Annotated in this window: 24 protein-coding genes; 19 read left to right on the top strand and 5 right to left on the bottom strand. The window is 44.5% G+C overall.

Translation table 11 applies throughout. The features are described 5' to 3' along the window. Positions 1-18: 18 nt before the first annotated feature. The 3 genes from cueR to zipA all read right to left on the bottom strand — a co-directional run bounded on the left by cueR (position 19) and on the right by zipA (position 3393). Positions 19-417, bottom strand: a complete 399-nt coding sequence (gene cueR, locus OCV29_RS06180; protein WP_073603825.1) for a Cu(I)-responsive transcriptional regulator — start codon at positions 415-417, stop codon at positions 19-21. A gap of 28 nt (positions 418-445) precedes the next feature. Beyond that, positions 446-2464 carry an NAD-dependent DNA ligase LigA gene (gene ligA / locus OCV29_RS06175; RefSeq protein ID WP_073603826.1) on the bottom strand — a complete coding sequence of 673 codons (2019 nt, stop codon included), beginning with the start codon at positions 2462-2464 and terminating at the stop codon, positions 446-448. 71 nt (positions 2465-2535) lie between these two features. Then, positions 2536-3393 (bottom strand): cell division protein ZipA, encoded by an 858-nt coding sequence (gene zipA, locus OCV29_RS06170; RefSeq protein WP_073603827.1) that lies wholly within the window; start codon positions 3391-3393, stop codon positions 2536-2538. 248 nt (positions 3394-3641) lie between these two features. Here zipA and cysZ point away from each other — a divergent pair, with 248 nt between their 5' ends. The 5 genes from cysZ (at position 3642) to crr (ending at position 8518) form a co-directional block, all read left to right on the top strand. After that, positions 3642-4391 carry a sulfate transporter CysZ gene (cysZ, locus tag OCV29_RS06165; protein ID WP_073603828.1) on the top strand — a complete coding sequence of 250 codons (750 nt, stop codon included), beginning with the start codon at positions 3642-3644 and terminating at the stop codon, positions 4389-4391. Between the two features lie 205 nt (positions 4392-4596). Then, complete coding sequence (gene cysK, locus OCV29_RS06160) at positions 4597-5565, top strand: cysteine synthase A (protein WP_073603829.1); 969 nt, start codon at positions 4597-4599, stop codon at positions 5563-5565. Positions 5566-5789: 224 nt separating this feature from the next. Beyond that, a complete protein-coding gene (locus tag OCV29_RS06155; RefSeq protein WP_073603830.1) occupies positions 5790-6047 on the top strand; it encodes an HPr family phosphocarrier protein in 258 nt (85 codons plus the stop codon). Positions 6048-6179: 132 nt separating this feature from the next. After that, on the top strand, positions 6180-7904 hold the full coding sequence (gene ptsI / locus OCV29_RS06150) for a phosphoenolpyruvate-protein phosphotransferase PtsI (RefSeq protein ID WP_073603831.1): 1725 nt from the start codon (positions 6180-6182) through the stop codon (positions 7902-7904). 104 nt (positions 7905-8008) lie between these two features. After that, positions 8009-8518, top strand: a complete 510-nt coding sequence (gene crr / locus OCV29_RS06145) for a PTS glucose transporter subunit IIA (RefSeq protein ID WP_073585439.1) — start codon at positions 8009-8011, stop codon at positions 8516-8518. A 49-nt stretch (positions 8519-8567) separates the two neighbouring features. Here crr and OCV29_RS06140 read toward each other — a convergent pair whose 3' ends face one another. Beyond that, entirely contained in the window at positions 8568-9722 is a 1155-nt protein-coding gene (locus tag OCV29_RS06140; protein WP_073603832.1) for a 2-octaprenyl-3-methyl-6-methoxy-1,4-benzoquinol hydroxylase, read from the bottom strand. Positions 9723-10046: 324 nt separating this feature from the next. Here OCV29_RS06140 and miaB point away from each other — a divergent pair, with 324 nt between their 5' ends. From miaB to lnt, 5 genes are all read left to right on the top strand, one after another. Continuing rightward, on the top strand, positions 10047-11486 hold the full coding sequence (miaB, locus tag OCV29_RS06135; protein ID WP_073603833.1) for a tRNA (N6-isopentenyl adenosine(37)-C2)-methylthiotransferase MiaB: 1440 nt from the start codon (positions 10047-10049) through the stop codon (positions 11484-11486). A 56-nt stretch (positions 11487-11542) separates the two neighbouring features. Continuing rightward, on the top strand, positions 11543-12637 hold the full coding sequence (locus OCV29_RS06130) for a PhoH family protein (RefSeq protein ID WP_073603834.1): 1095 nt from the start codon (positions 11543-11545) through the stop codon (positions 12635-12637). After that, positions 12637-13098, top strand: coding sequence for an rRNA maturation RNase YbeY (ybeY, locus tag OCV29_RS06125; RefSeq protein ID WP_073603835.1), 462 nt, complete (start codon positions 12637-12639; stop codon positions 13096-13098). The genes OCV29_RS06130 and ybeY overlap by 1 nt, the downstream gene beginning before the upstream one ends. Positions 13099-13177: 79 nt before the next feature. Further along, positions 13178-14053 (top strand): CNNM family magnesium/cobalt transport protein CorC, encoded by an 876-nt coding sequence (corC, locus tag OCV29_RS06120; protein WP_073603836.1) that lies wholly within the window; start codon positions 13178-13180, stop codon positions 14051-14053. Between the two features lie 43 nt (positions 14054-14096). Next, positions 14097-15653, top strand: coding sequence for an apolipoprotein N-acyltransferase (lnt, locus tag OCV29_RS06115; RefSeq protein ID WP_370737196.1), 1557 nt, complete (start codon positions 14097-14099; stop codon positions 15651-15653). Between the two features lie 21 nt (positions 15654-15674). Here the strand turns inward: lnt and OCV29_RS06110 are convergent, their stop codons facing one another. After that, a complete protein-coding gene (locus OCV29_RS06110) occupies positions 15675-16154 on the bottom strand; it encodes a zinc ribbon-containing protein (protein WP_073603837.1) in 480 nt (159 codons plus the stop codon). A gap of 121 nt (positions 16155-16275) precedes the next feature. Between OCV29_RS06110 and leuS the strand changes: the two genes are divergently transcribed. The 9 genes from leuS (at position 16276) to OCV29_RS06065 (ending at position 26549) form a co-directional block, all read left to right on the top strand. After that, positions 16276-18849: a leucine--tRNA ligase gene (gene leuS, locus OCV29_RS06105; RefSeq protein WP_073603838.1), complete on the top strand. Its 2574-nt coding sequence runs from the start codon at positions 16276-16278 to the stop codon at positions 18847-18849. 109 nt (positions 18850-18958) lie between these two features. Further along, complete coding sequence (locus OCV29_RS06100) at positions 18959-19558, top strand: LPS-assembly lipoprotein LptE (protein ID WP_073603839.1); 600 nt, start codon at positions 18959-18961, stop codon at positions 19556-19558. A gap of 24 nt (positions 19559-19582) precedes the next feature. Further along, positions 19583-20623 (top strand): DNA polymerase III subunit delta, encoded by a 1041-nt coding sequence (holA, locus tag OCV29_RS06095; protein WP_073603840.1) that lies wholly within the window; start codon positions 19583-19585, stop codon positions 20621-20623. Positions 20624-20676: 53 nt separating this feature from the next. Further along, on the top strand, positions 20677-20994 hold the full coding sequence (rsfS, locus tag OCV29_RS06090; RefSeq protein ID WP_073603841.1) for a ribosome silencing factor: 318 nt from the start codon (positions 20677-20679) through the stop codon (positions 20992-20994). 3 nt (positions 20995-20997) lie between these two features. After that, on the top strand, positions 20998-21468 hold the full coding sequence (gene rlmH, locus OCV29_RS06085) for a 23S rRNA (pseudouridine(1915)-N(3))-methyltransferase RlmH (RefSeq protein ID WP_073603842.1): 471 nt from the start codon (positions 20998-21000) through the stop codon (positions 21466-21468). A 7-nt stretch (positions 21469-21475) separates the two neighbouring features. After that, entirely contained in the window at positions 21476-23362 is a 1887-nt protein-coding gene (gene mrdA, locus OCV29_RS06080; RefSeq protein ID WP_073603843.1) for a penicillin-binding protein 2, read from the top strand. A 2-nt stretch (positions 23363-23364) separates the two neighbouring features. Further along, on the top strand, positions 23365-24486 hold the full coding sequence (gene rodA / locus OCV29_RS06075) for a rod shape-determining protein RodA (RefSeq protein WP_073603844.1): 1122 nt from the start codon (positions 23365-23367) through the stop codon (positions 24484-24486). Next, a complete protein-coding gene (locus OCV29_RS06070; protein WP_073603845.1) occupies positions 24486-25304 on the top strand; it encodes a septal ring lytic transglycosylase RlpA family protein in 819 nt (272 codons plus the stop codon). The genes rodA and OCV29_RS06070 overlap by 1 nt, the downstream gene beginning before the upstream one ends. 69 nt (positions 25305-25373) lie before the next feature. Next, complete coding sequence (locus OCV29_RS06065) at positions 25374-26549, top strand: serine hydrolase (RefSeq protein ID WP_073603846.1); 1176 nt, start codon at positions 25374-25376, stop codon at positions 26547-26549. Positions 26550-26614 lie beyond the last annotated feature (65 nt).

Below are 26614 nucleotides of genomic sequence, written 5' to 3'. Positions count from 1 at the left end.
ACAAAGGGAAATGACAGCTCACTCACTGTCATTTCCCTGTAACTCATCAATAATCGGACACTGGCTGTGTTCATCTCCGGGACACTCGGCTATCCATTGCTCCAGATGCACCTCAATCAGACGAAGCTCCTCTATTTTTGCTTTCACCTGGGCAAGTTTCTTTCTTGCTTCATCTTTCACCAATGCACTTTTCCTGTGTGGATCATGTGCAAAAGAAAGCAATAGTTTACACTCGTCGAGACTGAAACCAGCTCGTTTTGCCCTTGCAATTAAGCGCAAATCTTCGATATGTGATTGATTATATATTCGATATCCGTTAATGCCACGGCCGGGAGGTGTGAAAATGCCTTTATCTTCATATAGACGAATTGATTTTGGGGTTAAACCTGTCAGTTTCGCCACTTCGCTGATATTCACAAAAACCTCCCGTGTAAAATAGTCTTATCTATGATATTGATGAAACAAGTGTGATTAAGTCTTCCTCCGATTTGATCTCAATCCCCAGCGCCTGAGCTTTGGTCAGTTTAGAACCCGCATTCTCTCCGGCAAATAGCATATCCGTGTTTTTAGACACACTTCCTGTCACTTTTGCCCCTAAAGACTGTAATGCTGCTTTCGCTTCATTTCGGGACATTTGTACCAGCGTTCCGGTCAGTACAACCGTTTTACCGGCCAATGCCAGAGATGCTGTATCAGTCACAACCGTCATTTCCGGCCAGTGAATACCCTGGTCAATTAAGTCATCGACAACTCTCCGGTTATTCTCTTCCGCAAAAAAAGCAACAATATGGCTCGCAACAATCTCACCAATATCCTGTACTTTAACTAACGCTTCCTGTGTCGCTTCGCTGATTTTTTCCAGTGTCAGAAAGTATTGAGCTAAGTTAGCCGCAGTCGCCTCTCCAACTTCACGAATCCCTAACGCAAACAGAAAACGCGGTAAAGTTGTCAACTTTGACTTTTCCAAAGCCTTAATGACATTTTGTGCGGACTTTGGCCCCATACGCTCCAACACTGTGATTTGCCCGGCAGTTAAACGATATAAATCAGCCGGAGACTTTATCATCTCTTTATCCACCAGCTGCTCAATAACTTTGTCACCTAAACCATCAACATCCATCGCTTTGCGGGAAACAAAATGTTTCAGTGCTTCTTTTCTTTGTGCCTGACAAACCAACCCTCCGGTACACCGGGTTACCGCTTCACCTTCAGTTCTCTCTACATCTGACTCACAAACAGGACAATGCTCAGGAAAAACAATCTTCCGGGCATTCTCATCTCTTTTTTCAAGAACAACCGATACAATTTGCGGAATAACGTCCCCGGCTCTGCGGATAATCACTGTATCACCAATGTGAACCCCCAGCCGCTCAATTTCATCCGCATTATGAAGTGTCGCATTACTTACCGTTACACCACCAACAAAAACCGGTTCAAGCTTTGCTACCGGTGTAATGGCACCCGTTCTTCCAACCTGAAACTCAACATCATTTAACCGGGTCATTTCTTCCTGAGCAGGAAATTTATATGCGATCGCCCAGCGGGGTGCTTTTGAGATAAAACCCAGTTGTTCCTGAAAAGCAATATCATCAACCTTAATCACCATACCATCTATCTCATAACTCAGCGCTTCACGACGCGCCAGAATATCCTGATAACAGGCTTTTACCTGAGACAGATCGGAGACACACCGGATTTCCGGACACATTGGTAATCCCCAGTGCCTGAGTTGTTTCAGACGTTCATAATGCGAGTCTGCGAGTTCTGCACCCTGAATGACACCAATACCGTATGCATAAAAACTTAACGGGCGCTGAGCTGTCACTTTTGAATCCAGCTGGCGTAAACTGCCCGCAGCGGCATTCCTTGGATTCACAAACGTCTTCTCCCCTTTTTTGATCGCCGCAGCATTCAACGCCTCAAAACCGGCTTTGGGCATGAAGACTTCACCACGGACTTCAAGCCTTTCAGGCCAGTGCTCCCCGGTTAACCGTAACGGAATACAGCGAATAGTCTTAACATTCTCAGTAATATTTTCTCCGGTTGTACCATCCCCACGGGTAGCAGCCCGGACTAACACACCATTTTCATATAGTAAACTGACCGCAAGGCCATCCAGTTTAGGCTCACAGCAAAACGAAGTGACTTGCTGATCCAGCAGGCGATCAGTCATTCTCCGGGCAAAGCTGTCAAGCTCATCATCATCAAAAGCATTATCTAAAGAAAGCATCGGCATTTCATGGCGAACAGATTCAAAGCTATCGAGCGCTTCACCACCAACCCGGCGAGTTGGGGAATCAGAGGTGATCAGGTGTGGATTTTGTTCTTCCAGGCTATTGAGTTCACGCATTAAGCGATCATATTCCGCGTCCGGAACGGAAGGGTTATCTTCGACATAATACAAAATCGAGTAACGATGTAATATTTCTCTGAGTTCTTGAATTCTTTGTTCTACAGTTTGCATTATTTTCTGCTCTAATCATGGAAAAGGGCCCGATTCCGGGCCCTTTATTTTACACTGAATATGGCTTTATTCTATGAAGTTCTGGACTTAAACGCCTGTATCTGACGACGATACTCACCCAGTCTGTCTGGCGTCATCAGGTTTCTCCGGTCATCCAGTACATTACCGCCCAAATCATCCGCAATCTGCTGTGCCGTTTTTAACATCAGTTTGAAATTTTGTTCCGGATCACCATAGCAAGGTAACGTCATGAAGAAAGAAATCCCCTTAGTTGAAAAAGCTTCAGGAGCATCATGCCTGAGACTACCGGGCTGCATGATATTTGCTACACTGAATAAAACCTTGCCGGTACCGGACAAATCTGCATGCCGGTGATAGATTTCCATTTCACCATATAACAGCCCATTCTGCTGCATACTGTCAAACAGCTTCGTTCCGGTAAATGCTTCGTCGCCGGCGCAGTGAACATTCAAAACAATCACTTCATAATCAGGTTCAGCTTCACGGTCATCATCGCCAGCAGCTACATGAGTTTCAGCAACGACCTCAGTCTGAGCCCGAACAGTCCCATCCACACCAGACAACATATCTGATGAAATAACCGGCTCTTCTGAAAATGGGGGAATGGGCTCAGAGATGTCAGCTTCATCGTCGCTCTCCAGTGGATCATAACCATCAATCAACGGGTCAATCTCTTCACCAGATAAAAATCCCGGCTCTTTTCTTTCATGTTTGACATCCTCATGGCTTTGAAAACCACGGGAGGGAACTGCAGCTGCTTCCTCTTCTTTATGTTTACCAATACTATCCAGCGGCTTATCACCAAATTTTGATTTAGCTTCTTTTTTGCTGGTCCACAATCCATGAAAAAGCAACGCAGCTATCGCAAGCGCGCCAACAATAATGAGTACGAATCGCAATTCTTGCATTTTTAACTCTCAGTTTCCCCGATAACTCACTTCCGAAAAATCATTCTGACATCGCCTACCGAATGACCTCTTCTGCTGATTCCTGACACTTTAACAAATAATCCCCCTGTATTTGAACAGATTAATGTGAGAAGTGGAGGAAAATGTTTATTTTTCTGACTTTCTTCCTCAACCTTTCTTTCTTTTCAAAGCGCAGTAAAATAGCTCACTGAATCAGATCACCCTTACATTATTAGCAGGAAATTAAGATGGCGTTAACAAAACGTTCAGGATTCGGTTACTTTTTATTCGGTGTCAAATTAGCGGTCACGCCGGGAGTGCGCAGATTTGTTATCCTCCCGCTATTTACTAACATACTTTTAATTGGCACCGCTCTGTACTATGTGTTTTCTCACATGAATCAGTGGATTGAAGGGTTGATGTCATACATACCTGATTTTTTGTCGTGGCTTAGCTATATTCTCTGGCCCCTGCTCTCCTTGTCTGTCCTGTTCGTATCGATGTACTTTTTCAGTTCACTGGCAAATATTATCGCATCGCCCTTCAATGGATTACTCGCTGAAAAAGTTGAAAAGCTCCTCGACGGAGAATCCGTTCAGGATGAGGGATTTCTTGCTTTTATGAAAGATATCCCACGGGCTTTTGCCCGGGAGTGGAAAAAAATTTGCTATACCACTCCCAAAACCATTGGCTTATTTATTTTACTGTTAATCCCCGGAGTCGGGCAGACAATAGGGCCTGTTGCATGGTTCCTTTTTACATCATGGATGCTGGCCATTCAGTACTGCGATTACTCTTTTGATAACCACAAAGTCAATTTTAACCAGATGAGACTACAGCTAAAACAGCGCCAGGGGTGTGCCTATACTTTTGGAATGATGGTTGCAATTTTTACAACAATTCCATTATTCAATTTGCTCATCATGCCTGCTGCCGTTTGCGGTGCAACCGCCATGTGGGTTACAGAATTCAAACCAAATACAATCAAGTCAGGGTAAAAAATGGCCCCAGCCCTTCGGGTCGAACCTGAAAACATTCGGAGTGAAACATGAGCAATGACCGAAAAGTGTACATAAAAGGTCAACTAATAAGATATAACTTTTTAATCCTTTTCTCATTTTGTTCAACACCCTATGCTTCTATAAAATTGACTGGATGTATCTCATCTCCAATACCACATACGTGCAATGAAGGAATATCACAATGAGTAAAATCTACGAAGACAACTCTCTGACCATTGGTAATACCCCTTTAGTTCGCCTTAACAAAGTCAGCAATGGTAATGTACTGGCTAAAGTTGAAGCGCGTAACCCAAGCTTTAGTGTTAAGTGCCGGATCGGTGCAAACATGATCTGGGAAGCTGAAAAATCAGGTCAGTTAAAAGCAGGAGTTGAGCTTGTAGAACCAACAAGTGGCAATACCGGGATTGCACTTGCGTTTGTTGCCGCAGCACGTGGCTATAAGCTCACACTGACAATGCCTGAGTCCATGAGTCTTGAACGTCGCAAACTGCTGAAAGCTTTGGGAGCAAACCTGGAGCTGACTGAAGCAGCAAAAGGCATGAAAGGTGCGATTACAAAAGCTGAAGAAATTGTCGCGGGTAATCCTGAGAAATATTTGTTGCTTCAACAGTTTGATAACCCAGCCAACCCACAGATCCATGAAAAAACAACCGGACCGGAAATCTGGGATGCCACAGACGGTGAAGTTGATGTGTTTGTTTCTGGTGTGGGTACAGGTGGAACACTGACAGGCACCAGTCGTTACATTAAGCAACAAAAAGGCAAAAGTATCATTACAGTTGCTGTCGAACCCGATGAATCTCCAGTCATCACACAAGCTTTAGCTGGCGAAGAAATTCAGCCAGCACCACATAAAATCCAGGGTATTGGTGCGGGCTTTATTCCGGGTAACCTTGATTTATCTTTAATCGACAGAGTTGAACGGGTGACCTCAGAAGATGCAATCAACATGGCAAGACGCCTGATGGAAGAAGAAGGTATTCTTGCCGGTATATCATCTGGCGCTGCTGTTGTCGCCGCAAACAGAATTTCAGAACTGCCTGAATTTAAAGGAAAAAACATTGTAACGATTCTGCCAAGCTCTGGTGAAAGATACTTGAGCACTGCCCTTTTTGCCGGATTATTTACTGAAAAAGAGAATCAGCAGTAATATGTACCAAATCAACTTTTCGATGAAAAAAGCCCCGAACAGGGGCTTTTTTGTTGATCCCAGCCCAGCCTTTGGTAATATCGGGCTTACTTTATTTTTAGGTTCGAAATAAAGAACACGCGAAATTCGCATATCACCTTAGTTTTATATGAATAACCATATAAATAATGAATTGGTTTCGTTTGATTCTGAATTAACAAAAATAAATAATTGGGGTATATAAAATGTACGAGAAGCAAGTAGAAATTACAGCTGAAAACGGTCTTCACACTCGTCCTGCAGCACAGTTCGTTAAAGAAGCAAAAACATTCAATGCAGAAATTACTGTAACTTCAAACGGTAAAAGCGCCAGTGCCAAGAGCCTGTTTAAGTTACAAACCCTGGGACTGGTAAAAGGTACAGTCGTAAAAATTTCCGCTGAAGGTTCTCAGGAAAAAGAAGCAGTCGACCATCTGGTTGCTTTAATGGATCACTTAGAATAATTCACGCGTATATCTGCCACTTTGCTATATTTGTAAAATGGCTTTTAGCGCTCCGGATGTTCGCTGTAATATCATAGTTAACATCCGGTTTAATCATCCCTGTACAACTGACCATTTTTTTAAGGTATGGCTATGATTTCAGGCATCCTGGCATCTCCTGGTATTGCTATCGGTAAAGTATTACTACTTCAAGAAGACGAAATCGTTCTTAATACAAGTACGATTGCAGACAATCAGGTAGAATCAGAAATTCAATGCTTCTATACCGCTCGCGAGCAGTCAAAAGCACAACTTGAAGTAATCAAACAAAAAGCTCGTGAAACGTTTGGTGAAGAAAAAGAAGCGATCTTTGAAGGTCACATTATGCTGCTGGAAGATGAAGAGCTGGAAGAAGAAATTCTGACTCTCATCAAAGATGAAAAGCTGCATGCTGACAATGCAATTCACACAGTCATCGAAGAGCAGGCGACAGCGCTTGAATCACTTGATGATGAATATCTGAAAGAAAGAGCAACGGATATCCGTGATATAGGCTCTCGTTTCGTCAAGAATGCACTCAACATTAATATCGTTAATTTAAGTGCAATTAATGAAGAAGTAATCCTGGCAGCATATGATCTGACGCCTTCCGAAACTGCACAAATCAACCTTGACTATGTTCTGGGTTTTGTGACCGATATTGGTGGACGGACTTCTCACACTTCAATTATGGCACGCTCTCTTGAACTGCCAGCTATCGTTGGAACAAACAACATTACAGCACAGGTAAAAAACGGAGACACGATTATTGTTGATGCCATCAATAATAAGATTATCGTTAATCCGTCCGAGGCTGAACTGGCTGAAGCCACCCAGGTAAAAGAAAAATTCCTGGCTGAAAAAGCTGAACTGGCCAAGCTGAAAGATCTGCCTGCTGAAACCATCGATGGTCATCGCGTCGAAGTGTGCGGCAATATCGGAACAATTAAAGATTGTGATGGTGTACTTCGTAATGGTGGCGAAGGTGTGGGTCTTTATCGTACTGAGTTCCTGTTTATGGACAGAACATCACTGCCGACCGAACAGGAACAATACGAAGCGTATAAAGAAGTCGCTGAGTCAATGACTGACAAAGCAGTTATCATCCGGACTATGGATATCGGCGGTGACAAAGACTTGCCATATATGGATTTACCCAAAGAGATGAATCCATTCCTCGGCTGGCGTGCAGTACGTATCAGTCTGGATCGCCGTGAAATCTTACGCGATCAACTGCGTGGTATTTTACGGGCATCCGCGCATGGAAAACTTCGTATTATGTTCCCGATGATTATTTCTGTCGAAGAAATACGCGAACTGAAAAACGCCATAGAAATGTATAAAGAAGAACTTCGTTCAGAAGGTCTTCCTTTCGATGAGAATATTGAAATTGGTGTCATGGTTGAAACACCAGCTGCTGCAGCTGTTGCTCACCACCTGGCAAAAGAAGTGTCATTTTTCTCAATTGGTACAAACGACCTGACGCAATATACATTAGCGGTTGATCGTGGCAACGAAATGATTTCTCATTTATACAACCCACTGTCTCCTGCTGTACTTAATGTTATCAAACAAGTCATTGATGCATCTCATGCAGAAGGTAAATGGACCGGCATGTGCGGCGAACTTGCAGGTGATGATCGCGCAACATTACTTCTTTTAGGTATGGGGCTGGATGAATTTTCAATGAGTGGAATTTCTATTCCTAAAGTGAAAAAAGTCATCAGAAACACGACTTATAAAGATGTAAAAGCAATGGCAGATGAAGCACTTTCTTTGGCAACTGCGAAAGAAATTGAAGCATGTGTAGAGAAGTTCATCGCAGATAATTCGCACTAATTATGTATGACCAACCGCAATAGATGAACAAAGTGTTCGTCTATTGCATATCCTTGGTGTAATATGATTCGGTAAAATAGTTAAAACCTTAGGAGCATGACACAATGGGGCTGTTTGACAAACTTAAGAAGTTAGTATCTGACGACAGTGCTGACACAGGCGCAGTAGATATTATCGCACCACTATCTGGTGAAATCATAAACATCGAAGATGTGCCTGATGTTGTATTCGCTGAAAAAATCGTTGGTGATGGCATTGCCATTAAACCATCCGGAGATAAGATGGTTGCTCCTGTTAATGGCACAATTGGAAAAATCTTCGAAACAAACCACGCATTTTCTATCGAGTCTGAAGATGGTATTGAGTTATTTGTCCACTTTGGTATCGATACTGTTGAACTCAAAGGTGAAGGTTTTTCCCGTATAGCGGAAGAAGGTCAGGCAGTAAAAGCTGGTGATACTATCATTGAGTTTGATCTGGGCCTGCTTCAGGAAAAAGCAAAATCAACGCTGACACCTGTTGTTATTTCAAACATGGATGAGATTAAAGAACTGAACAAATTATCTGGTTCTGTTGTTGTTGGTGAAACTCCGGTACTCCGTGTAACAAAATAATTCATGTAACTCTTCTTAAAAAACGCTGCCCTGGCAGCGTTTTTTCGTCTTACAGGCCAATGGCATATTTCAAGACTTGCTTTTTCAACGGTCCTGCATGATTTGCAAGTTTCAGGAACATATTTCTGAACTGACGCACAGGCTCATGACGATACCGAAAAGACTTATAGAAAATATCCATCCCGGTTTGCATCAGTAAATTATCCGGACGGCGAATCAACCCGTACTGCCTGAATAATTTCTCATCTAAGTGTAAGGCATCTTCCATCAACCCAAGTAATACATTCACATCTTTAAAACCAAGGTTGACACCTTGCCCCGCTAAAGGATGAATCGTATGTGCAGAGTCACCAACCAGAATACAACGCCGATTCATATATTTTTGAGCGTGTCTGCGCGTTAAGGCAAAAGAACCATGCCGGATCACTTTCACTCTTCCTAAATGCGAAGGAAAATGAGCCTGTATTTCCTGTTCCAACTGTTCATTTGACAGGTGACTTAACTGTTTGATTCGCTTCGGAGAATCATACCAAACCAATGATGCTTCATTACCTGTTAACGGTAAAAACGAGCGAGGCCCGGATGGAAAAAATTGTTGCCAGGTTACATCCTGATGAGGCAATTCCGTTCTGACATGGATTAACATACAACGCTGACGATAGTCCCAGGCTGTGATACCAATGCCCGCCATGTCTCTGACTTTAGAATTTGCACCGTCAGCACCAATCACCCATTGTGCACCGATTTCCTGCTGATCAGCCAGCACCAGTGTATTTCTGTCTGCATCAAATCGAATACAATCAATACTTTGAGGACACATCAGGGTTAAATTTGGATAATCTTGAAACCGTTGCCATAAGCCGAGCTGAATAAGCCGGTTCTCAACCATAAAACCTAATTGATCCAGTCCCAGCAAATCCGCATCAAAACTGGTTTTGTATGTTGGATCTTCCCAGGTTTCCAAACGCCGGTAAGGACACGTTCGCATTTGCTCAATGATCTGCCATGCCCCAAGTTTCTCTAAAAGCCGGACCGAAGCCATGGAAATTGCAGAAACGCGCAAGTCAACAGGTTGTGATGCATCCCAGAGCTCCGGCATCTGATTCTCGATCAGGACAATTTCCCGTCCCTGTTGCGCTAACCCCAGTGCTATCGCAGCACCAACCATGCCTCCCCCGACAATTGCCACCTGATATGTTTTCATGTCCATCCTGTCAGCTGTTATTTCAGAAATAATGATTGTACGGATTCATCCGGAATTTGAGAACCCGTATCAGACAAAACCGTATACATTTCCGGGTTATAAAACAGAGGTGAGGAGAAAAGTCAACCTCCTCTGGTCAGCTGGATTCTAAAACAGTACAATACGCCGCTTACTGTGAGCAGTAATAGATACCTAAGCCACTTTACAACCTCATCAAAGACACTTTCAGTTTTTGATTTTAATCCGGTTCGAGGTCACTTAGGTATATAATGATAAGAGCAGAGGCTCTTGAGTATTTCAATTGATTATACGAGCGGAAGTAAAATGAGTAAGAAACTGCTAATAAAAACCTGGGGCTGCCAGATGAATGAATATGATTCATCCAAAATGGCTGACCTGCTCAATGCAGCAAATGGCTATGAGTTGACGGAAGAACCAGAAGAAGCAGACGTTCTACTATTAAATACCTGTTCTATCCGGGAAAAAGCCCAGGAGAAAGTGTTCCATCAGCTGGGACGCTGGAAAAATCTGAAAGATGCCAAACCCGGCGTTGTGATTGGGGTTGGTGGCTGTGTCGCGACACAGGAAGGTGATCATATCCGGGAAAGAGCACCATTTGTCGATGTCATTTTCGGCCCTCAGACACTCCACAGACTTCCTGAAATGATCAGACAGTCACAAAGCAGTGAAGCGCCCGTCATGGATATCTCTTTTCCTGAAATAGAAAAGTTTGACTGCCTGCCAGAGCCTAAAGCAGAAGGCCCTACAGCGTTTGTTTCCATAATGGAAGGATGTTCGAAGTATTGTACTTATTGTGTTGTACCCTATACCCGTGGCGAAGAAGTCAGCCGTCCGATGGATGATGTGCTTTATGAAATCGCCCAGCTGGCAGAACAAGGGGTTCGTGAAGTCAACCTGCTCGGACAAAACGTGAATGCCTATCGTGGTGCAACGTTTGACGGTGGTATCTGCTCATTTGCAGAGTTACTGCGCCTCGTCGCCTCAATCGACGGGATCGACAGGATTCGCTTTACCACCAGTCACCCACTTGAGTTTACGGATGATATTATCGCTGTTTATGAAGACACACCAGAGTTAGTCAGCTTCCTGCATTTACCGGTTCAGAGCGGTTCAGACAGGATTTTAACCATGATGAAACGTCCGCATACAGCCATTGAATATAAATCTATTATTCGTAAACTGCGTAAGGCCCGGCCAGACATTCAAATCAGTTCTGACTTTATTGTTGGTTTCCCCGGAGAATCCGACAAAGATTTTCAGGACACGATGAAACTGATTAAGGATGTTGACTTTGATATGAGTTTCAGTTTTATTTTCTCTCCCCGTCCGGGTACACCAGCGGCAGATTATCCATGTGACCTGACAGACGATGAGAAAAAGGCACGCTTGTATGAACTGCAAAAAACCGTGAATGCTCAGGCAATGCGTTACTCGCGTCAGATGCTCGGGACAGAACAGCGCGTGCTGGTTGAGGGACCATCAAAGAAAAATCTGATGGAACTCAGAGCCCGTACAGAAAACAACCGTGTCGTCAATTTTGAAGGCGCACCTGAACTCATCGGACAATTTGTCGATGTCAATATTGTCGATGTTTATCCGAACTCGTTACGCGGAGAACTTGTTCGCACTGAAGCAGAAATGAACCTGCGTGTTGTCACATCTCCTGCTGAGATGATGAAGAAAACACGCCGGGAAGATGAACTGGGTGTCATTTCATTTACACCTGAATCTCTAACCAATTAGTCGAGGTGTGCCCGGTCACAATCGGGCACATATAACTGACTGAATGAGAGGCCACATTGAGTAATAAAATCGTTACGTTAGAAGTTAATCTAGAGCCGGCACATAATCGCAGATTAGCCAGTTTATGTGGGCCGTTTGATGATAACATCAAGCAATTAGAGCGTCGTCTCGGGGTCGAGATAAACTACCGAAATCAACAATTTACAATTGTAGGTAAACCTCACACAGCAAATGCTGCCCTCGATATCCTTAAACATCTGTATGTCAGCACAGCACCAGTCAGGGGTGACATTCCGGATATTGAACCTGAAGCCATTCATCTGGCAATAAAAGAATCCGGAATTCTCGAGCAGACGAGTGAATCGTCCATTCCTCACGGTAAAGAAGTTTTCATTAAAACCAAAAAAGGAATGATCAAACCCCGGACACCAAATCAGGCACAGTATCTGGTAAATATGGTGACACACGATATTACATTTGGTGTCGGCCCTGCGGGAACAGGAAAAACATACCTGGCTGTTGCAGCAGCGGTTGATGCGCTGGAGCGTCAGGAAATCCGCCGGATTCTTTTAACCCGGCCGGCAGTAGAAGCTGGTGAAAAATTAGGTTTTTTACCGGGTGATTTAAGCCAGAAAGTCGATCCTTATTTGCGGCCGCTTTACGATGCATTATTTGAAATGCTTGGATTTGAAAAGGTTGAAAAGCTCATTGAGCGTAACGTGATTGAAGTGGCACCGCTGGCTTATATGCGTGGACGCACACTGAACGATGCTTTCATCATACTTGATGAAAGCCAAAATACGACTGTTGAACAAATGAAGATGTTCCTGACCCGGATTGGTTTCAATTCCTGTGCAGTGATTACCGGGGATGTAACACAAATTGACCTCCCCCGGGGCGCAAAATCCGGCCTGAGACATGCCATTGAAGTCCTTAGCGAAGTCGATGAAATCAGCTTCAACTTTTTCCAGTCTGATGATGTCGTCAGACACCCGGTTGTCGCCCGTATCATCAATGCATATGAGAAGTGGGAGGCTGAAGATCAAAAAGAACGGAAAGCCTATGAGAAAAAACGCCGGGAAGCACAGCAACAAGCCAGACAGGAAGAAGCACCAACATCTTCTGAATCAATGCAGGAGTCAGACAGTTAATGACCTTTGAACTTGATCTGCAGATTGCAGTCGAAAATGAGGAGGGACTCCCCTCTTTTGAAAACTTTTCGTTTTGGGTAACAAAATCAATTGCACCTTTTCGTCCCCATGGGGAGCTGACGATTCGTATTGTTGACCCGGCTGAGAGTCAACAACTAAACTATCAGTACAGAGATAAAAATAAGCCAACCAATGTGCTTTCGTTTCCATTTGAAGCGCCACCGGAGATTGAAATTGATCTATTAGGTGATTTAGTCATATGCAAAGCTATTGTTGAGCAGGAATCAAAGGAACAGGACAAACGTCAAATCGCTCATTGGGCGCATATGGTTGTACATGGGTGCCTTCATCTGCTAGGTTATGATCATATTCAGGATGACGAAGCGATTGAGATGGAGTCACTTGAAACAAAAATTATGCAGGATATGGGGTTTGAAGATCCTTATCTGGCAGAAAAGTAGCTAAACGACCTTTTATCAACAACGTCGGTTTAGCAATGTGTGCTATCACACTTTGATAGCGTGGCTGAATAGAGAAACAATGAACGAAGACAATTCGCAGAATTCTGAAGGTCCCAGTCGAAAATCTTTTTTTGAACGTTTGGGGCAACTATTTCAGGGTGACCCTAAGGACAGACAGGAACTCGTAGAAGTAATCAGGGATTCAGAAACTAATGAACTGATTGATCACGATACCAAAGATATGCTCGAAGGTGTGATTCAAATCTCAGAAATGCGGATCCGGGATATCATGATCCCGCGCTCCCAAATGGTCACTGTTGATAAAAGTGCAACACTGGACGAATTAATTGCACTCATTATCGATGCCCAGCACTCCAGATATCCAATTATCAGCGAAGATAAGGATCATGTTGAAGGCATGTTACTTGCCAAGGATTTACTGAAGTACCTTGGCTCAGAAAGCACCCCTTTTGATATAGATGAAGTCATTCGTACCGCTGTGGTTGTTCCTGAAAGTAAGCGGGTCGATCGGTTATTAAAAGAATTTCGTGAAGAACGATACCACATGGCTATCGTCGTTGATGAATTTGGTGGTGTTTCTGGCCTGGTGACTATTGAAGATATTCTGGAAGAAATTGTCGGTGATATTGAAGATGAAACCGATGACGAAGAACAGGAAGAAATTCGTCAGCTCAGCAAACATACATATTCTGTCAATGCCTTAACAACCATTGAAGACTTCAATGATACATTCGGAACACAATTCAGCGATGAAGAAGTGGATACCGTTGGCGGTCTGGTGATGACAGCATTCGGCCACTTACCTGAACGAGGGGAAGTGGTACAAATTGATGACTATCAGTTTAAAGTGACCAGTGCAGATAACCGCCGGGTCATTCAGCTGCAGGTGACCATCCCGGATATGGTTGCTCTTTCTGAAGAACTTCATGAATAAATACGTCCAGTCCGGTATCGACAATCCGGCATCACGACTGTCAATACAGTCAACAAAAAAAGCTCTGATCAAGCGGTCATTTATGGCCGCTTTTCTTGGTATTCTCACCCCTCTGGCATTTGCCCCTTACGACATCTGGGCGATTGCATTTCTGAGTCCCTGTCTGTTGCTGATATTGATCGATCAACAGACGCCCCGTCATGCCTTTATCATAGGGTTAATTTGGGGATTAGGATTTTTTGGTCATGGAATCAACTGGGTTCATGTCAGTATTGATACGTTTGGCGGTGTTCCCCCCAGTGTAAGCTTTCTGCTGGTCGGGCTTCTGTCAGCCTATTTGTCGCTTTATCCGGCCTTGTTTTGTTGGACACTGAATCGTTTATTCCCATTGAGGAATACGAACCGGTTCTTATTGGCCACACCGGTATTATGGTTGATCACTGAATGGTTACGGGGGTGGATTTTTACTGGTTTTCCATGGCTATGGCTGGGATATAGCCAGGCTGACACATGGCTGTCAGGTTTTGCGCCTGTCGGTGGCGTCGAACTCATCACATTGGCTATTATGCTGATCGCTGGCACACTCGCTTATATCGGTGTAAGCAAACGCTGGAGATGGAGCATTATTCCCGGAGTTATTCTCTTATCTGCATGGGGACTGAACCAGATACAATGGGTAACACCACAGCCAGACAGACAAACTAAAGTTGCACTCATTCAGGGAAATATTGATCAAGCCCTCAAATGGTTACCCAGTCAACGCTGGCCCACGATTGTGAAATACACAGATTTGACCCGTGAAAACTGGGATGCTGATATCATTATCTGGCCCGAAGCTGCTGTTCCTGCATTTGAACACCAGCTGGTTGATTACTTTGGGGCATTGGATTCCTCTGCAAAAGCGCATGATACGGCCATTATCACGGGTGTTCTCAATCAGGCCGGTTCGACCTATTACAACAGCATTTTAACGCTTGGTTCCGGTACTGGTGTTCCGGATTATTCGCTGAACATATCACAGAGATATCATAAGCATCATCTGCTGCCGTTCGGCGAGTTTGTCCCGTTTGAATCGTTGCTCCGGCCATTAGCCCCTATATTTAATCTGCCGATGTCATCCTTTACGGATGGCGCCTATATCCAGCCCAATCTGCAGGCAAAAAACCGTTTTCTTGTACCGGCTCTGTGCTACGAAATCATTTTTAATGAGCAGGTCCGGGTGAATACCACAGAAAAAACAGATTTCATCCTGACGCTGTCGAATGATGCCTGGTTTGGTCACTCAATCGGACCACTACAGCATATGGAAATTGCCAGAATGCGGGCACTGGAACTGGGTAAACCACTTATCCGTGCGACCAATAATGGCATAACAGCCGTCACGGATTATCGGGGCCATGTTGTAAAACAGCTTCCACAGTTTGAGACGGGGGTGCTGAAGACAACATTAACGCCAACACAGGGAATGACACCTTATCACCGTTGGGGATCATGGCCTGTTTACGTTCTGGTTGTTCTCTCATTTCTGACCAGCCTGTGCCTGAGACAAAAAAACGCCTTGCCAGATGACAATAAAAAGATCACCGGTATCAGTGATTAATCACTGTTGATCTGCCCTGATTTACTCCGGGTGACTTTTAGGGGTCACCCGGTGGAAAACTTTATGCCCGCAGGCGATACAGGGAATAATTTCTGTTGGATGGTTATATTCGGCTTTATGACCACATTTTTCACACTGCAATTCACCCAACCCAATCATTTCACCGGCCTGATAAATCCCCTGATGCTCAAGTTCCTGAGCGAGTTCAGCCCATTCAAGGGCAGAACGATCAGTAATTGAAGCTAAACCTTCCCAAACAGAGTTCATGATCATGACTGCAAAGTGACCACTCTGACTTTCATGATAATTCGTCGCAAACTCTTGCAAATCAGCCCGGATATAAGCTGAAATAATGGCAAGCTCATCTTTGGTCATATCTGAGGCGGCTTCAGCAACTTTCTCTGATGTCTCAATTGCATGACTCAGCGATTCCTGACTATTTTTAACGGTATCAACAATCTCTTTCAGTAATGATTCATATCCTGTGCGATGTTTTGGCATCTCAGACCTCCTTCGAACCAGATTGACTATTGTTGTGCATCCCCGCTTTAGGTATTCTATGGCGATCTACAAAAATCTGTTCTAATTGAACTCACAAATTCCAGGATAACGGATATCATCGATGCAAGAACAATATAACCCTCAAGATATCGAACCTAAGGTTCAGGCACATTGGGAAAAAAACAAAACTTTTGTTGTTACTGAAAACCCAAATCAGGAAAAATTTTACTGTTTATCTATGTTCCCATATCCAAGTGGACGACTGCACATGGGACATGTCCGTAACTATACTATCGGTGATGTTGTCTCTCGTTTCCAACGCCTGCAGGGAAAAAATGTGATGCAGCCTATCGGCTGGGATGCTTTTGGCCTACCTGCAGAAAATGCCGCAGTAAAAAACAAAACTGCGCCCGCGCCCTGGACTTACGAAAACATTGAATATATGAAGAACCAGCTCAAATTGCTGGGGTTTGGTTATGACTGGAATCGTGAATTTGCCACTTGTCGTCCTGAATATTATCGCTGGGAACAAGAGTTCTTTACCAAACTTTATGAAAAAGGTCTGGTCTACAAGAAGACTTCGTCAGTCAACTGGTGTCCGAACGATCAAACGGTATTAGCAAACGAGCAGGTTGAAAATGGCTGTTGCTGGCGTTGTGACACGCCAGTCGAACAGAAAGAGATTCCTCAGTGGTTTATTAAGATTACGGATTATGCGCAGGAATTACTCGATGATCTGGATAATCTGGATGGCTGGCCGGAAATGGTCAAAACTATGCAACGAAACTGGATTGGCCGTTCTGAAGGCGTCGAGCTGAAATTCCATGTACAGGAACATGGTGACCTTGAAGTGTACACAACCCGCCCTGATACATTAATGGGTGTGACATACGTTGGGATTGCGGCCGGACACCCGCTTGCAGCCGCCGCCGCAAAAAACAATGCTGAGCTGGCAAGTTTCATTGATGAATGCAGAAACACCAAAGTTGCAGAAGCCGAACTGGCAACGATGGAAAAGAAAGGTATGGATACCGGCCTGAAAGCTGTTCATCCGCTGAACGGGCGTGAAGTACCGGTTTACGTGGCAAACTTTGTACTCATGGATTACGGTACTGGTGCAGTCATGGCTGTGCCGGCACATGATCAGCGTGACTTTGAGTTCGCGACCAAATATGGTCTGGATATCTTACCTGTGATTCAGCCTGCTGACGGTTCCGGACTGGATATCTCTGAAGCAGCATATACAGAAAAGGGCCTTTTATTTAATTCCGGTGAATTTGATGGCATGGACTTCCAGCAAGCGCTGGATGCCATTGCAGCAAAGCTGGAATCGGAAGATAAAGGCCGTAAAACGGTGAACTTCCGTCTGCGCGACTGGGGCGTTTCCCGCCAGCGTTACTGGGGTGCCCCTATCCCAATGGTGACCACAGAAGATGGTGAAGTCCACCCGGTACCAGCAGATCAGCTCCCGGTTATCTTACCGGAAGATGTCGTGATGGATGGTGTTACCAGCCCCATCAAAGCAGATAAATCCTGGGCAGAAACCACCTGGAATGGTCAGCCTGCCCTGCGCGAAACCGATACGTTTGATACCTTTATGGAATCTTCCTGGTATTACGCCCGTTACTGCTCTCCGCAGGCGGATCAAATTATCGATCCAGAGAAAGCCAATTACTGGCTGCCTGCTGACCAGTATATCGGTGGTATTGAACACGCATGTATGCACCTGCTCTACTCTCGTTTCTTCCATAAACTGTTACGGGACGCAGGTTATGTCACATCAAATGAACCATTCAAAAAGCTGTTATGTCAGGGAATGGTTCTGGCCGATGCTTTCAGCTACACCAATGAAAAAGGTGGTAAAGAATGGATCGCACCAACGGATGTCACCATAACCCGTGACGGCAAAGGCAGAATCACTACAGCGACAGACCCTCAGGGACACGAGCTGGAACACGCTGGCATGATCAAAATGTCCAAGTCGAAAAATAACGGTATAGACCCGCAGGAAATGGTCAACAAATACGGTGCTGATACGGTCCGTTTATTTATGATGTTTGCTTCACCAGCTGATATGACCCTTGAATGGCAGGAGTCCGGTGTTGAAGGTGCCAACCGCTTCCTGAAGCGGGTATGGAAAGCCGTCCGGGAGCACACGCTTAAAGGCGCTGCAACTTCAGTCTCACCGCAGACCTTAAACGCTGACCAAAAAGCGTTACGCCGCGATGTTCATAAAACGATTGCGAAAGTCACAGATGATATTGACAGACGTCAGACGTTCAATACGGCCATTGCAGCGATCATGGAACTGATGAACAAGCTGACTAAAGCACCTCAGACCGAAGAACAGGATCGGGCAATTCTTGATGAAGCATTAAGAGCGGTCGTTGTCATGTTGTCGCCTATTACACCACATATTTGTTTTGAAATGTGGCAGGCTTTAGGTGAGTCGGATATCGATCACAGCAGCTGGCCCGCTTTCGATCAAAAAGCACTGGTAGAAGATGAGAAACTAATTGTACTGCAGGTGAACGGCAAGTTACGTGGTAAGTTAACCGTTGCCGCAGATGCAACCAAGGAAGAGGTTGAAAACCTTGGTCTTGAAGATGAGAACGTAAAAAAATTCACCGATGGCCTGACCATCCGTAAAGTGATTTATGTTCCCGGGAAGCTGCTTAATATCGTCGCTAACTAATGAGTTAGTCGCCAGGTTGAAGTCTGCACAGTAAAATTTACTGTGCAGACCAAACCACTTAACACAAATACGCTCCGTTTATATTGTGAAATTAACAAACAGGATTCGAATGCAATTCATTAAAAAATATCGTTTTCAGTATCACCTGATCGTATGTCTTTCAATGCTGTTAACTGCTTGTGGTTTTCACCTGAGAGGCGATTATGATATTCCTGAATCATTAAACCGTTTATCAATGACCAGCTATGACCAATACAGTCAGCTGACCCGGATGATAAAGAACCAGCTCCATATGAACGAGGTTAGAATTGTACCACCGGCAGAAAACACACCAAACCTTCACCTGATGAGTGAAGCTATCAGTTCCCGCACCTTGTCTGTTTACCAAAATACCCGTGCCGCAGAAGAAGAATTGACGCTTAAAGTCACATATCAGGTAACAATCCCTGAGATAGGCGCACGTCAATTTGTTACCAGCGTCACCCGGAGCTATCTCGATAACCCGTTGACTGCACTGGCAAAATCTGTAGAAAGAACCATGATAGAAGAGGAAATGCGTCAACTTGCCACATCGCAAATTATCCGGCAAATGGCCCGACTGAAATCGAATATAAAAAATATTGAACAAAATCAGCCGGAGACGCAGCAAAATATTCCTACAATCAAGATAACGACGAATGAATTAGTTCCTCAGACATCAATACACTAATAGTCAGATATCCGGGTGATTATGATGCGTATTTATGCAGAAAATTTAGCCAGTCAGCTTCGCCAGCAATTGCTGCCGGTGTACCTGATATTTGGTAATGAACCCCTTCTGATTCAGGAATCAAAAACTGCGGTCAAAGAAGCAGCTAAAAGTCAGGGCGTGGATACGTTTTGTCGCTATCAGGTTGATTCATCACTCAACTGGGATAATGTTTTTGAACATTTTCAGACATTGAGCCTGTTTTCAAGCCGCCAGCTGGTTGAGCTAACGCTGCCTGACTCTTTTACTGCAGCAGTCACTTCAAAGCTACTGATACTCAGCAGCATGCTTAATCAGGATACAACTTTAGTCATTCACGGACCAAAACTGACGAAGGCACAAGAGAATACAAAATGGTTTAAGGCTTTGCTCTCAAGTGGCTGCCATGTCAATTGTCTTTCCCCGGACTTAAACCGGCTGCCACAATTCGTATTGCAACGCTGTAAAGCTTTGGGGCTCTCTCCGGATAAAGAAACGATACAAATGCTTGCTCAATGGCATGAGGGAAACTTATTGGCTTTAGTCCAAAGCCTTGAGAAACTGGCACTTTTATATCCGGATGGCCAGTTAACCATTGTCAGAGTTGAAGAATCGCTTTCGAGACATAATCACTTTTCAGTATTTCACTGGGTTGATGCCTTACTGGATGGCAAGCCGAAGCGTTGTCAGAGAATTTTACGCCAGTTGAAAGCAGAAGGAACTGAACCAGTGATTTTACTGAGAAGCATACAAAAGGAACTCCGGCTTCTGCTGGAACTTCAGGCTAAAAAAGAGCATGAGGATATTTACAGCCTGATGAATCAGTACCGTATCTGGAAGAATAAGCGCCCTTTCTACATTCATGCTTTAGAACGCCTGAATTTGTCGGCATTACATGCCCTGATTCACCAGCTCAGTCACATAGAGTTAATGGCTAAGCTACAATACAACGAAGACCTCTGGCCCTTGTTGCAACATTTCAGTATTGATTTCACACAGGTCAGACACACCAACACTGTATCACCAGTGAAACATGATATAATATAACAGGCTTTTGCCATCAAGGCAGATAATATAAATAGTGCAGAGGAGACAATTTTTTGCTGCGGGAAGACTTAAAAGATTTTTTAATCGACAAAGCCGATGATATGAAGGCTGAGAATATTTTAACGCTGGATGTTACCGGTAAATCAAGCATCACTGATTATATGGTCATCTGTACCGGGACCTCAAAAAGACATGTTTCATCAATTGCCAGTCATGTTGCAGGTGAAGCAAAAAAAGCCGGAGTTCCACCCTATGGCATCGAAGGAGAAGCTGAAGGAGAATGGGTTGTTGTCGACATGGGCACTTCAATGCTGCATGTCATGCAAGAAGAACAACGCGATCTGTATCAACTTGAAAAGCTCTGGAGCTAAAGTGTGAAGATTCAACTGATCGCTGTCGGTACGAAAATGCCCGCATGGGTTGAAACCGGATTTAATGAATACCAGCGCAGATTCCCACACGATATGCCACTTGCTCTCACGGAGATCCCGGCAGGGAAACGGGGTAAAAATGCAGATATTTCCCGGATTCTTGAAAAGGAAGGTGAAGCGATGCTCGCTGCTGTTCCCAAAGGAAACCGGATTGTCACACTCGATATTCCCGGCAAGTCCTGGGACACAAATCAACTGTCTCAGCAACTGGAAGGATGGAAACTCGATGGCAGAGATGTTTCTATCCTGATTGGCGGACCGGAAGGTCTCGCCCCTGCCTGTAAACAGGCTGCAACACAGAGCTGGTCACTTTCACCATTAACACTTCCTCACCCACTGGTACGTGTAATCATGGCAGAAAGTTTGTACCGGGCCTGGAGTATTACGACAAATCACCCTTATCACCGGGAATAATGTTGATATGTTACGCAGACGCAGTCAGATTCGCGATTACAAGTCAGAAGATCAGTTATTCCGGAACCGGGCAATTATTGCATTCTTAGGCATTGTGATTCTGATGTGTGTATTAATCATGAATTTATATACACTTCAGGTCGTTCAGTTTCAGGATTATAAAACTCGTTCCAACGACAACCGGATCAAAATTGTTCCTATCGCACCCAATCGCGGCTTAATTTATGACCGTAATGGTATTTTACTGGCCGAAAACCGCCCCATTTTCAACCTTGAGATTACCCCGGAACAAGTCAAAAATATCTGGGAAACGATAGAGCATCTGAAAACGGTGATTGATATTCCTCAGGAGCGAATTGACGCCTTCAAAAAAGAACTGCGTCAAACACGTCGTTTCAACTCAATCCCACTACTGACACAGTTAACGCAGCAACAGGTTGCAAAATTTTCTGTCAACCAACACAAGTTCCCGGGCGTATCAGTGACCGCAACGCTGAAACGTTACTATCCATACGGAAAAATTCTGACCCATGTGATTGGCTATGTCTCACGCATTAACGATAAAGATATCCAGCGGCTTAAACGGGAAGCCAAAGAAGCAAATTATCAGGCCACACGCGATATAGGAAAGCTGGGCATCGAAAGATACTATGAAGATATTCTCCACGGAATGCCCGGTTATCAGGAAGTCGAAGTGAACAGCCGCGGCCGGATTATCCGCACCCTGAAATATGTCCCTCCTGTTCCCGGAAAAGACGTTGTGCTCAACATCGATGTCGGCCTGCAAAAATATCTTTATCAGCTGTTTGAAGGCCGCAGAGGCTCTGCTGTTGTACTGGATCCGAAAGACAACGGCGTACTAGCGATGGTATCCAGTCCGAGTTACGATCCCAATGCATTTGTTCACGGCATTTCCGGCAAAGCATACCGGACACTGCTGAATGACAAAGACAGGCCACTGGTCAACCGGGCGACACTGGGGATTTATCCACCCGGATCAACAGTGAAGCCTATGATTGCGGTATCTGCATTAGAAGAAGGTGTTATTACACCGAACACAACCCGGAATGACCCCGGATACTGGCGGATCCCAAACTCAAAAACCAGACCATTCAGAGACTGGCTGAAATGGGGGCATGGACGGGTCAATATTACAAAGGCAATTGAAGAGTCTGTGGATACTTTCTTCTATCAGGTTGCTTATGATATGGGCATTGACCGGCTTTCCGAATGGATGCGGAAATTTGGCTACGGTGAGTATACCGGCATTGACATCTTTGAAGAGAGTAAAGCCAATATGCCGACACGGGAATGGAAAATGAGCCGCCACCGCACCCCTTGGTATCAGGGGGATACGATTCCGGTTGGTATCGGACAAGGCTACTGGACCGCAACACCCATGCAAATCGCCAAGGCAACATCAGTGCTCGTTCATCACGGGAAAGTCCTGGCACCCCACTTACTTCGAGCCACGATTGAAAATGGGGAACAATTTGATAAGCAGAAACTGGCAGAAGTTGAAACCTATCCGCCAATTACCGGCGTACCGGAAAAATACTGGAATATTGCCATCAACGGGATGTATCTCGTGAATCATGGCTCCAGAGGAACCGCAAGAAGAGCATTTCATGGCCTGAAATATAAAAGTGCCGGTAAGTCGGGAACCGCTCAGGTCTTCAGTCTTGGTGAAAATGAAGAATATAATGCCGATGAACTGGCGGAGCACCTGCGGGATCACGCACTGTTTACCGGGTTTGCCCCACTCGATGACCCGGAAGCCATCGTCACCATCGTGCTTGAAAATGCCGGGGGCGGTTCCAGTCATGGTGCACCTGTTGTCAGAAAAGTGTTTGATCACATCATCCTTGATGAAGAGCAAGAAGAGGCGAAATAATCATGGAACTCAATTCATCCTCAGGTCAGCGCCGGACATTTTTCGACAGGTTACATATTGACCTTCCTCTCCTGCTGGGCATTCTGTTAGTCATGGGGTTTGGTCTGGTTGTGATGTACAGTGCCAGCGGACAAAATCTGGCAATGATGGACAGACAAGCAATGCGCATGGTGCTTTCACTGGTTGTGATGGTGGTTTTAGCTCAGTTGTCACCGCGAAGCTATGAAACCATGGCTCCCCTGCTTTTTTTCTGTGGTATCCTGCTGCTCGTCGGTGTTCTGTTCGCCGGAGAAGCGTCCAAGGGGGCACAGCGATGGCTCGATATTGGTATTATTCGGTTTCAGCCTTCAGAGCTGCTCAAACTGGCCGTCCCGCTGATGATCGCCAGATACATCGGCAAACATCCATTACCCCCTTCATTTAAAACCTTGCTCGTCTCCCTGATCATGGTTTTCGTGCCGACCATTTTAATTGCCAAGCAGCCCGATTTGGGCACTTCAATTTTGATTGCGGCTTCCGGAATCTTTGTGATTTTTCTGGCGGGAATCAGCTGGCGGATTATCTTTGCAGCTTTAATGGCTCTCAGCGCATTCGTTCCTGTCCTGTGGTTTTTCCTGATGCGTGAATATCAAAAAGTCCGGGTCAGAACCTTGTTTAACCCAGAGTCGGATCCATTGGGTGCCGGTTACCATATCATTCAAAGTAAAATTGCGATTGGGTCAGGCGGTATTATGGGGAAAGGCTGGCTGCACGGGACTCAGTCTCAGCTGGAATTTCTTCCTGAACGGCACACAGACTTCATTTTTGCTGTCATTGCTGAAGAATGGGGATTAATCGGCATTATTGTTTTACTTGCTGTCTATTTGTTTATCATCGGCCGGGGGCTGTATCTGGCCAGTAATGCTCAAAATGCTTTTGGAAAAATGATGGCAGGCAGTATTGTTTTAAGTTTCTTTGTTTATGTTTTTGTCAATATTGGCATGGTCAGCGGGATTTTACCTGTTGTTGGCGTTCCTTTGCCATTAATCAGTTATGGTGGAACATCCATGGTCACACTGATGGCCGGATTTGGCATTTTGATGTCAATTCATACCCATAAAAAAGCATTTTCAAAGGCAAACTAATGCAAATAAAGACAGATAAGCCATTTTTCTGGTTATTGGTGTGTATACTTGCCGGGTGCAGCTCTTCCGGGCGGTATACGATCGACCATGATACCAAGCCAGAAAAACCCATTTCCGTTGAACATGTAGAAGATGCTCAGCCTAAATTTGAACCCTATAGTTTAGGTGGAAACAAGAACTATACTGTCAATGGAAAAAGTTACAGCATTATTCGTGACCCTGATGGCTATAAAGCGAAAGGCATTGCATCCTGGTATGGAAAAAAGTTTCATGGTCATCTCACCTCAAATGGTGAAATCTATGATATGTATTCGATGACGGCTGCCCATAAAACATTACCAATTCCGAGTTACGTCAAAGTCACAAATACAAAGAATGACAAGTCAGCAATTGTCAGAGTCAATGATCGCGGTCCTTTTCACCCGGACAGAATCATTGACTTGAGCTATGCCGCTGCCTATAAACTGGGGATATTGCAAACAGGTACTGCCCCTGTACAGATCGAATTTATTCCCGGAAAAAAGAAGATATCAGAGCAAGCCAAAACATCGGGTGCAGCTCACTATGTCATACAAGTTTCGTCATCAAAACTGTTAGACAGTACGCGAACTTTATCAACAAAATTAAGTCAAACTTTGTCTGTAACCAGTTTTATTAATAGTTTAGATAATAAATATCGTGTATTTTTAGGACCATTTGATAACTTTGCCCGAACACAACACATACTGGAGGAGGTAAAGCGGCTTGGCTACAATACCGCCTTTATCAGAAAACCTCCCGAGACTCAGGAGAAAAGTGATCTCTCAAAATCTGATTGAATTCAGGTTAGAGAGAAATATATTTTCTGTTAAGATATACACAACTACTTGTAAAAGTCTGCATTTACCATGAATAAAAAAATTATTTCTAAGTCAATTTTTGTGTCTGCTATTGCTTTATCAGCCACATTATCTAACGCACTAGCTTCTCCGATTGTCGTTCCCGATGCACCTCAAATTGCCGCCAAAGGCTATGTCCTGATGGACTATCATTCAGGTAAAATCCTTGCAGAAAAAGAGATGAATACCAAACTGGCTCCGGCAAGCCTGACAAAAATGATGACCAGCTATGTGATTGGACAAGAGCTGGCAAGAGGCAATATTTCTCCTGAAGATGATGTCGTCATCAGTAAAAATGCATGGGCGAAGAATTTTCCTGACTCTTCAAAAATGTTCATTGAAGTCGGCACGACCGTTAAAGTCAAAGAGCTGAACAAAGGGATTATTGTCCAGTCAGGTAATGATGCCTGTGTCGCAATGGCGGAACATGTTGCCGGTTCAGAAGATGCATTTGTTGACCTGATGAATGCCTGGGCGGGCACCATTGGCATGAAAAACACACATTTTGCCAATGTCCATGGGCTTGACCATGGAAACCATTACTCCACACCTTATGATATGGCACTGCTGGGACAAGCTCTGATCAGAGATGTTCCGGACGAGTATAAAATCTACGCTCAGAAAAAATTCACTTATAACGGCATCACACAATATAACCGTAACGGGCTATTGTGGGATAAGAGTATGCATGTGGACGGGATCAAAACCGGTCATACCAGCCATGCAGGTTATAGCCTGGTCAGTTCAGCAACAGAAGGAAACATGCGTTTAATTTCTGTTGTGATGGGTACCAAGAGTGCAAATGCACGTAAATCTGAAAGCAAAAAACTGCTGAGTTATGGTTTCCGCTTCTTTGAAACAGTTGCACCACACAAAGCGGGACAAACCTTCGTTCAGGAAAGAATCTGGATGGGAGACAAAAGCACGGTTGCTTTGGGTGTCGATAAAGATACTTATGTGACTCTGCCCCGTGGTCAGGCAAAAAATCTGAAAGCCAGTTTTGTGCTTGAAAAAGAACTGCAGGCTCCTATTCATAAGGGAGATGTTGTCGGTAAGCTTTACTACCAGCTGGAAGGTAAAGATGTTGCCCAATACCCGCTGATGGCACTTGAAGATGTAGAGAAAGGCAGTATTTTCAGCCGCCTGTGGGATTACATCGTCTTATTGTTTAAAGGACTGTTCTAATCAACATTCACACATGATTATTGAATCGAAAACGGCCATCTGACAGGCCGTTTTTTATTGGCTGA

Source organism: Vibrio aerogenes (assembly GCF_024346755.1).
Lineage (GTDB): Bacteria > Pseudomonadota > Gammaproteobacteria > Enterobacterales > Vibrionaceae > Vibrio > Vibrio aerogenes.
The sequence above is the reverse complement of the archived record's forward strand: the minus strand, read 5'-3'. Positions and strand labels throughout refer to the sequence as shown.

What these genes read in the sequence shown, in the direction of transcription:
- OCV29_RS06155 (WP_073603830.1), top strand. Translation starts at nt 5,790, where the DNA reads ATGTACGAGAAGCAAGTAGAAATTACAGCTGAAAACGGTCTTCACACT.
- OCV29_RS06100 (WP_073603839.1), top strand. Translation starts at nt 18,959, where the DNA reads ATGCAATTCATTAAAAAATATCGTTTTCAGTATCACCTGATCGTATGT.
- mrdA (WP_073603843.1), top strand. Translation starts at nt 21,476, where the DNA reads ATGTTACGCAGACGCAGTCAGATTCGCGATTACAAGTCAGAAGATCAG.
- OCV29_RS06110 (WP_073603837.1), bottom strand. Translation starts at nt 16,154, where the DNA reads ATGCCAAAACATCGCACAGGATATGAATCATTACTGAAAGAGATTGTT.
- OCV29_RS06140 (WP_073603832.1), bottom strand. Translation starts at nt 9,722, where the DNA reads ATGAAAACATATCAGGTGGCAATTGTCGGGGGAGGCATGGTTGGTGCT.
- OCV29_RS06065 (WP_073603846.1), top strand. Translation starts at nt 25,374, where the DNA reads ATGAATAAAAAAATTATTTCTAAGTCAATTTTTGTGTCTGCTATTGCT.
- cysZ (WP_073603828.1), top strand. Translation starts at nt 3,642, where the DNA reads ATGGCGTTAACAAAACGTTCAGGATTCGGTTACTTTTTATTCGGTGTC.
- rodA (WP_073603844.1), top strand. Translation starts at nt 23,365, where the DNA reads ATGGAACTCAATTCATCCTCAGGTCAGCGCCGGACATTTTTCGACAGG.
- corC (WP_073603836.1), top strand. Translation starts at nt 13,178, where the DNA reads ATGAACGAAGACAATTCGCAGAATTCTGAAGGTCCCAGTCGAAAATCT.
- ptsI (WP_073603831.1), top strand. Translation starts at nt 6,180, where the DNA reads ATGATTTCAGGCATCCTGGCATCTCCTGGTATTGCTATCGGTAAAGTA.
- OCV29_RS06070 (WP_073603845.1), top strand. Translation starts at nt 24,486, where the DNA reads ATGCAAATAAAGACAGATAAGCCATTTTTCTGGTTATTGGTGTGTATA.
- leuS (WP_073603838.1), top strand. Translation starts at nt 16,276, where the DNA reads ATGCAAGAACAATATAACCCTCAAGATATCGAACCTAAGGTTCAGGCA.
- ybeY (WP_073603835.1), top strand. Translation starts at nt 12,637, where the DNA reads ATGACCTTTGAACTTGATCTGCAGATTGCAGTCGAAAATGAGGAGGGA.
- holA (WP_073603840.1), top strand. Translation starts at nt 19,583, where the DNA reads ATGCGTATTTATGCAGAAAATTTAGCCAGTCAGCTTCGCCAGCAATTG.
- crr (WP_073585439.1), top strand. Translation starts at nt 8,009, where the DNA reads ATGGGGCTGTTTGACAAACTTAAGAAGTTAGTATCTGACGACAGTGCT.
- miaB (WP_073603833.1), top strand. Translation starts at nt 10,047, where the DNA reads ATGAGTAAGAAACTGCTAATAAAAACCTGGGGCTGCCAGATGAATGAA.
- ligA (WP_073603826.1), bottom strand. Translation starts at nt 2,464, where the DNA reads ATGCAAACTGTAGAACAAAGAATTCAAGAACTCAGAGAAATATTACAT.
- cysK (WP_073603829.1), top strand. Translation starts at nt 4,597, where the DNA reads ATGAGTAAAATCTACGAAGACAACTCTCTGACCATTGGTAATACCCCT.
- zipA (WP_073603827.1), bottom strand. Translation starts at nt 3,393, where the DNA reads ATGCAAGAATTGCGATTCGTACTCATTATTGTTGGCGCGCTTGCGATA.